The sequence below is a fragment of the Rubritalea sp. genome (assembly GCF_051252225.1).
Lineage (GTDB): Bacteria > Verrucomicrobiota > Verrucomicrobiia > Verrucomicrobiales > Akkermansiaceae > Rubritalea.
This window is the reverse complement of the sequence record NZ_JBPOGE010000030.1, coordinates 1-7,219: the sequence shown is the minus strand read 5'-3', so window position 1 is coordinate 7,219 and position 7,219 is coordinate 1. Positions and strand designations below refer to the sequence as shown.

The window sequence follows — 7,219 nt, the reverse complement described above, 5'->3', positions numbered from 1 at the left end:
TCATCAAAAAGATTACACACACATTACAATTTAATGGAAAACCATGCCCCCTAAATACACAAACCATGAATAATAACGGTTTTCACCCCTCATAATAAAAAGAGAATGTGCAACTTTCCGCGTATTCGGTACTTTTACTCAAACAGGATGACCAAGAATCGAACAATAGCCCTCAGTTCATTAAGCGTACTCGTAATCGGTTGCATGCTCTATGTGATATCGTCGGCATTAAGACCACAGAGCAATGACTCCACTCATATATACGATCACACACCGAGTGAGAATAATGGTGGCGTATATAATCCACCTTCCAGTAGTAAGCACACGCTGCAATCTAGACATAAGGAACAAGGGAGCAACGAACACGAGGATACAAGCTCTCAGAACCAGCGCACCGAGAAAGAAGCCCTACTACGCTTTAGCGATCCCGAGTCATATAGATCATTCCTCGCTCAAGCATCCAATAATGGGTTGCGTCTACTAGGAAGCTCTGACCAATTACTCACAGCGCGTGTTGCCTTTAATAACCTTTCCCAACTCGAAGGTATCGAAGGTGCTGAAGCTTCACCAAACTTCCCAGTATTCACCCCCAGCCCACCCAATGTAAGCGCGCAAGACGGAGCCATAGGTTTTGGTAACAACGCGCTCGCTGCAATCGGTATCACTGAAGACAATTCGAACTGGGGTGAGGGCGTGCTTGTTGCAGTCATCGACTCTGGAGTAAACAACCACCTCTCCCTCCAAGAAGGTCTTAGTCAAATCGCACTCACTGAACTCACTGATGAATCCTCACAGCTCGGACATGGAACAGCGGTCGCGTCTATAATAGCAGGTAAACATCCACTCACGCCAGGCGTCGCCCCTGCCGCCGACATTCTCTCCATCCGTGTAACTGATGAGTTTGGTTCTTCCGACTCCTTCACTCTAGCCCAAGGCATCCTCCAAGCCGCAGATGCTGGGGCTCAAATCATCAATATTTCAATGGGCTCAGAAGGAAACAGCTCAGTAGTAGCAGACGCCGTTCGCTACGCCCAAGAGCTTGGAGCCGTAATTGTTGCCTCCTCAGGAAATGAAGGACTCTCTCAAGCGGCTTACCCCGCAGCATACGATGGAGTCATCTCAGTAGGTGCTATCGAAGGAAGTGGAGAACACGTCGATTTCTCTAATAGCAGTACGAATCTCCAACTCACAGCTCCTGGCTACCAAGTAAACGCAGCCTGGGGCGAGGACTTACTTACCTCCTTTTCTGGCACATCGGCGAGCGCCCCTTTTGTCAGCGGCGCAATCGCTGCGACACTCTCCAATAATCCAGGATACACAACACAACAGGCTACCGACCTATTATTAAGCTATAGTAATGAAGCTGGGGTCGAAGGCTCTGACCCTTATTACGGACTCGGCACACTCGACATAGGCCGTGTCATAGAACGAAACACATCAAATATTTATGACATTGCTGTAACTAGCCAGCTTTTGAGCATCAATGATGCAGGTCAAAACGAACTTACCGTCATTTTCCAAAACCAAGGGACTGCCACGCTTTTCAATTCACCCGCAAAAATCATCACGCCGGCTGGCTCAACCCAACTGAGTATAAACAGCCTAGCCCCTGGACAAACCTACAGCACGACCATCCCCGTCCCAACCCTCTCTATAGGAGAAACTCTCAGCGTATATTCGTCAGTGAGCACCTCAAACACCGATGTTGACTTACAAAACAACAGCAAAGAAAATCACTACCAAACTAACAGTGAGTAAGTTAAACATCTATCTCCATAGTACATAATCCACTCTTGCCCGCTAGACTCATAGCATCTAGCTTCTTGCCATCAATCGCATCATGACTGAAGACATTATCAAAAGCGCACTTGCTAAGGTTAAGTACCCTGGATTCTCCCGCGACATTGTCGCCTTTGGACTTATCAAAGAAATTTCAATCAACGGGGCTGACGTTGAAGTAACCATCGGGGTACAAACAAAAGACCCGCAAGTCCCTGAAGCCATTTTTAAAGACTGCCAAGAGGAGTTAAATAAAATCGAAGGCATTGGAACTACTCGTGTAAATGTGGATGTAAAAAATCCTGACGCTCAGCAGTCAGGTGATGACCAGCCTAACACCAAGGGAAAAACTTCTATCCCAGGAGTTAAGAACATCATTGCTATCGCATCCGGCAAAGGCGGCGTTGGTAAATCCACAGTCTCTAGTAACCTCGCTATCGCTCTTTCTAAAACAGGAGCCAAGGTTGGACTCTGTGACTGTGATCTTTACGGACCTTCGACAGCGCAGATGTTTGGTACAAAGCAGCAACCATACGCAAACGAGCGCGACGAGATCATCCCTATCGAAGCACACGGCATCAAACTCATGTCTATGGGCTTCTTGTTAGACGACAACTCACCCGTCATCGTTCGTGGCCCACTCGCGACTCGTTACACCCAACAATTTCTCCGTCAGGTAGAATGGGGAGAGCTCGATTACCTGATTCTCGACCTACCTCCTGGTACCGGCGACATTCAGCTCACCATCGTTCAAACTGTTGCTCTCAGCGGAGCGGTTATCGTAACCACGCCACAAGAAGTAGCACTGATCGATGCGCGTAAGGCTGTATCCATGTTCGCCAAGGTCAATGTCGACATTCTAGGTGTCGTCGAAAACATGGCTTGGTTTGAATGCGAACACGGCACTAAATACCATATCTTCGGTGATGGTGGTGGAGTCAGAGAAGCTGAACGCCTCAAAGTCCCATTACTCGGACAAATCCCAATCGACGTCACTACGCGCCAATGTTCAGATGATGGCACACCGGTTGCGACACTCCCTGAGACAGAATCCACAATCAGTGCCGCTTTCAAGGACACAGCTGAAAAGGTCATGGCGCGCGTGCATCGATAAAGCGATTGCACCAAGCTTAGCGTCAGAATAAAAATCCAAGCCAACGTGACGAAAGCAACGACAGAAGACGAATCCTCGATCGAGGAAATCATGCGGAAGGTTCACCGCCTTGAAGTCAAGGCGAGGAGGCTTTCGCGTGAATCATTCTCAGGTGAATACCACGCGTCCTTCAAAGGACAAGGTCTCGATTTCGAGGACTTTAGAGAATACCAGCATGGCGATGAAATTCGCTTCATCGACTGGAATGTCACTGCGCGCATGAATGCTCCTTTCATTCGCACCTTCAGAGAAGAGCGCGAACTAAGCGTACTCATCGCCGTCGACATCTCAGGTTCTTTTGACTATGGTAGTAAACATTTTTCTAAACGCGAAATTGCTGCGGAGATCGCTGCAGTCTTGGCCTTTTCGGCACGCCATAACGGAGACAAAGTAGGCCTCTTACTCTTCGCAGAAGAACCAATACTCTACCTTCCTCCGGCAAAAGGCAACAAGCACACATTGCGCATGATTCGCGAGATTCTAGCAACCACACCAGAGAAAAAACAAACCAATCTCTCTGGTGCTTGCGACTTCATTAACCGGACACTCAAGCGCAAGTCACTCATCTTCTTCCTCTCCGATTTCATCGATAACGAATTCCACAAGAAGCTCGGTGTCCTGAGTCAAAAGCATGAGACCATTGCTCTACGTATTTTTGACCCAGTGGAAGAAAATCTACCAGACGTTGGGAAGATTAACCTAACAGACCCAGAAACTGGCGAGCAAAGCACTGTCAACACGTCTAACCCAAATGTAAGAATGGCCTACGAAAAACTTACTGCGAGAAGGCTCGAGGCGCTGCAAAAAACATTTACGAAGTATAAAATCGATCATGTAGATGCTGCGACAGACGCTGATTACTTGCCACTTCTCCATCAACTCTTTAAAACGCGCTCCAGCAGGCACGCCTAACAGAAAATATGGCAGAATTTCACGATATTATTGAGACATCTGAGACCGTCCCACTTTTTGTGTGGTGGCAATGGGCACTAATAGTTCTTGGCTCACTTGGAGTCCTCTTTTTCCTTGTCTTCATTCTAAAAAAATCGCGTTCAGCTACATCTGAATCAGTTAGTAATCTCGGCCAAGCAATTGAAAAAATCCGACAAATCGATCTCGGGTCAACGGATAGCAATCGCCTAGCTTCTGACCTCTCCGTTATTGTTAGAGAATACCTCCAGCGCCAATTTGGCGATAGCGCACTATTTGAAACCGATGAGGAATTTCACGTGCGGTCTAAAGAACTAGACACTTTACCAGACCAGGCTGCGGACAAACTACGTCAGTACCTGTCCGATCTATCGCAGCACAAATACGCTCCTAACCACAACCACCCAGCTGCACTAGAAGGATATGTAACTAAAGCTGAAGAGTTGATCAAAGGAATAGACTCCACCGTACCTCGACCACTCACCAGCGGATAACCTAACAGAATTTACCATTTCAACTATTTTCCAAGACTATTCTTTTGCTCAGCCATGGTGGTTTTTACTACTATTGCTACTCATTCCGTTGTCTTTACTAAAGAACCGTAAAGGCTCACGGAGTAGTATTATTTTCTCCAGTCTCAGCATGTTGGCCACGCTCGGGACTCGACCTAACAATGTAGCGGGTAAGATTTCATTAGCCTTACTGTCACTTTTCATTATTTTCTCAGCGCTCAGTCTAGCTCGACCACAAAAGAGAAATAGTCACGACGAACGTAAAGCCAGTGGGATCGATATAGTAATAGCTATGGATATTTCCTATTCCATGGAAATTGCTGATTTCAATGTTTCTGGACGCAGAGTTCAACGAGACTTCATGTCGCGCGAGGTAGTTAAGGAATTTATCAAGCATCGTCCAAACGATCGCATAGGTCTTATCCCCTTTGCTGGACAACCCTACCAAGAATCTCCAATCACTCTCGAACATCAGTGGTTGTTAGAAAAAATTGATGATGTCAAACCGAACGAAGAGCTCACTCAAGGCACCGCGATCGGCTCTGCTATTTCAGCTTCAGCTATTCGACTAGATAAGCGCAAAGACACCAAATCTCGTATCATTGTTCTTATCACAGATGGGTCTAACAACTCAGGCAACATTTCTCCCATCCAAGCAGCCGAAGCGGCCAACAAGCTAGGAATTAAAGTTTACACTGTAGCTATTGGCACGTCTGATGGACGACTACAAAGGCAAGTGAACCCTGCTCAAGAATTTGATACAGAGACTCTCGAAAAAATCGCCAAAATCACCAACGCTGAATACTTCAGAGCGAAGACAACAGAACAACTAGTCGAAGCGTTCACGGTAATTGATGAATTAGAAAAAACCGAACGAACCAAGCAGGTAATAACCACCTTTAAGGACTATCACCATTACTTCACCTTCGCAGCAGCACTAAGCCTACTAGGAGGACTACTAGTCCTCACTTTCCACCATCCACCCGCACCTGAATAGTCCATTGGAATTCCTATCTCCATATTGGCTCTACGGCCTTTTTCTTATTCCCATTCTCGCTCTGCTTTCGATCAATATTAGAAAGACACGTGATCGAGCATGGCAGCAAATGGTAGCGCCGCGCCTCCAGCACAAACTCGTACTCACGCGCTCACTCACTGGTCATTGGCTGAGCCTTGGATTAGCACTGTCCGCATTTGTTTTCACCCTGCTTGCTCTTTCACGTCCTTACCAAGGGCAGACAACGACAGTAGAGAAAGTTTCTAGCAGAAATATCCTCATCGCTATCGACATTTCAAAATCAATGCTCTGCCAAGATGTCTCTCCTGACCGGCTGACGGCCTCGAAATCACTTGCTCTACAAATGCTTGAGCGCTTCCCTACAGATAAAATAGGTGTTTTGGCATTTGCTGGCAGCAGTAAAGTGATAGCCCCTTTGACTATTGACCACATCGCTATTCAAGACACGATTTCACAATTAGACACTAATAGTGTTCCTCTTGAAGGTTCGAATCTAGCAGCTGCGGTTACAATAGGTGTAGAAACGCTCAAGAAATCTGGCAATCGAGCAAATGCACTCGTGATATTCAGTGATGGTGAAGAACACGACAGCGGCATTGATGAATCCATTGCTGCGGCCAATGAGGCGGGAGTGCAGATCATTACTGTTGGAGTGGGAACCGACACAGGAGGCATTATCCCATCAGAAAATGCAGTGGAAGGAAAACACCGTAACCACCAAGGCGAAGTAGTTCACACCAGACTCCATGCAGAACTGCTCCGCAAACTCGCACTAGAAACTTCTGGAGCATACACTCCTATTTCAAATCGACCTGAAGCCACTATTACTAGCACGATTGAGCAGATGGAAGACTTCGAGCAAGAAGGCCGCCAACAAGTAGTACCTCACGAGCGATACTACTGGTTTCTCATTCCTGCAGTGATTCTAGCTTTTGCATCAGCGCTTGTGAATACCCGCTGGAAAAACCAATCTCCTATCGCAGCTGCAGTGCTTGCATTTTTCTTTATTCATTCAGATCAAGCCTCTGCCGAATCGTGGATCAACCAGCAAAGCTACAAATACTTCAGTCAACCTTCAGACGTTAAAAAAGGCTACGAAGCTCTATCTATTGGTGAATACGAAAAGGCAGTAAAACTCCTCACCCAAGCCAAAGAAGCCAGTACAGGAGAAGAACATGCCAAACTTTCCATGGCTCTAGGCCAAGCCCATTACCGTCAAGCCAACTGGGATCAAGCCAGCGACCAATTTAGTTCAGCCCTACTCTCGAATGAAATAAAGACGCAAGCCAATGCTTCTTTTAATCTCGCTAATTCCATCTACCAGAAACAGTGGTCAGAGTATCTTGGAATTGATGAAACACCGCTCAAAGACTATTTAAGCAATAAACTTCAAGCGAGCGGCGACTCATCAGCTCAGTTAAAAATCGAAGACCTCGACCGTTTCGAAGAAAACTTCAAAGCAGCTCTAGCAACATACAAAAGTGCTATAGCACTTCTCTCTTCTAATACATTTAAAGAAAACAAAGCGCTCACGGAGCAACATATTAAGGACATCCAAGATCTTCGAAAGGAATTACAACAAGAAGAAGACCAGCAGCAAGACGGTGACCAGCAGCAAGACGGTGACCAGCAGCAAGACGGTGACCAGCAGCAAGATGGCGACCAACAGCAAGATGGCGACCAGCAGCAAGATGGAGACCAGCAGCAAGATGGAGACCAGCAGCAAGATGGAGACCAGCAGCAAGATGGCGACCAGCAACAAGACGGTGACCAGCAACAAGACGGTGACCAGCAACAAGACGGTGACCAGCAACAAGACGGTGACCA

General features: G+C 46.8%; 6 protein-coding genes. All 6 read left to right on the top strand.

Annotation, left to right across the window (positions count from 1 at the left end; all coding sequences use genetic code 11):
* Positions 1-147 precede the first annotated feature (147 nt).
* Positions 148-1,758 carry a S8 family peptidase gene (locus ACSHX2_RS15060; RefSeq protein ID WP_435693781.1) on the top strand — a complete coding sequence of 537 codons (1,611 nt, stop codon included), beginning with the start codon at positions 148-150 and terminating at the stop codon, positions 1,756-1,758.
* An 82-nt stretch (positions 1,759-1,840) separates the two neighbouring features.
* Positions 1,841-2,893, top strand: a complete 1,053-nt coding sequence (locus tag ACSHX2_RS15055; protein ID WP_435693780.1) for a P-loop NTPase — start codon at positions 1,841-1,843, stop codon at positions 2,891-2,893.
* Positions 2,894-2,938: 45 nt separating this feature from the next.
* Positions 2,939-3,844: a DUF58 domain-containing protein gene (locus ACSHX2_RS15050; RefSeq protein WP_435693779.1), complete on the top strand. Its 906-nt coding sequence runs from the start codon at positions 2,939-2,941 to the stop codon at positions 3,842-3,844.
* An 8-nt stretch (positions 3,845-3,852) separates the two neighbouring features.
* Positions 3,853-4,356, top strand: a complete 504-nt coding sequence (locus ACSHX2_RS15045) for a hypothetical protein (RefSeq protein ID WP_435693778.1) — start codon at positions 3,853-3,855, stop codon at positions 4,354-4,356.
* Positions 4,357-4,504: 148 nt separating this feature from the next.
* Positions 4,505-5,371, top strand: a complete 867-nt coding sequence (locus ACSHX2_RS15040) for a VWA domain-containing protein (RefSeq protein ID WP_435693777.1) — start codon at positions 4,505-4,507, stop codon at positions 5,369-5,371.
* Between the two features lie 4 nt (positions 5,372-5,375).
* Positions 5,376-7,219, top strand: a 1,844-nt coding sequence (locus ACSHX2_RS15035) for a VWA domain-containing protein (protein ID WP_435693776.1), incomplete at its 3' end; no start/stop codon positions are given.